Origin of the sequence: Exiguobacterium sp. UBA6282 (genome assembly GCF_002440475.1) — a bacterium.
In the GTDB taxonomy this organism is placed as follows: Bacteria; Bacillota; Bacilli; order Exiguobacteriales; family Exiguobacteriaceae; genus Exiguobacterium_A.
Genome location: NZ_DJUM01000036.1, coordinates 1 through 634 on the forward strand (window position 1 = coordinate 1; position 634 = coordinate 634).

Annotated in this window: 1 protein-coding gene and 1 pseudogene; both read right to left on the reverse strand. The window is 49.2% G+C overall.

Annotated features, from left to right (window positions below; translation table 11 throughout):
* A pseudogene (locus B2751_RS10060) lies at positions 1-365 on the reverse strand (DNA-directed RNA polymerase subunit beta'); the annotation flags it as partial.
* 20 nt (positions 366-385) lie between these two features.
* The coding region (locus B2751_RS10065; RefSeq protein ID WP_290774581.1) for a hypothetical protein at positions 386-634 on the reverse strand (249 nt) is incomplete at its 5' end.

Genomic DNA, 634 nt, shown 5'->3' on the forward strand with positions numbered 1-634 from the left:
GGTGACATGTCGAGGACGAGTCCCATACGGCTAGGAATTCCTTTGAAGTACCAGATGTGCGAAACCGGTGCTGCGAGCTCGATGTGACCCATGCGCTCACGGCGGACTTTCGACTTCGTGACTTCAACGCCACAGCGGTCACAAATGATTCCTTTATAGCGGATCCGTTTGTATTTACCACAGTAACATTCCCAGTCTTTTGTTGGACCAAAGATACGTTCACAGAACAAACCGTCTTTCTCCGGTTTGAGTGTACGATAGTTGATCGTCTCCGGCTTTTTCACTTCCCCGAAAGACCATGAACGGATCTTTTCGGGGGAAGCGAGGCCGATTTGCATATATTCAAATCTATTAACATCTACCAAGGGGTGGACCTCCCTTTCGCTTATTCCTCTTCAGTAACAACTGGTGCGACAGGCGCTTGAACTTCTTCGAGTGCTGGAGTCGCGTTCGGGATATTGTCCTCGTCTTCGTCACGCATTTCGATCTCTTCATCATCAGCAGACATCATCTTAACGTCCATACCGAGGGATTGAAGCTCTTTAATGAGGACTCGGAACGATTCCGGTACGCCCGGTTGTGGTACATTCTCACCTTTGACGATTGCTTCGTACGCTTTGACACGACCGATCGT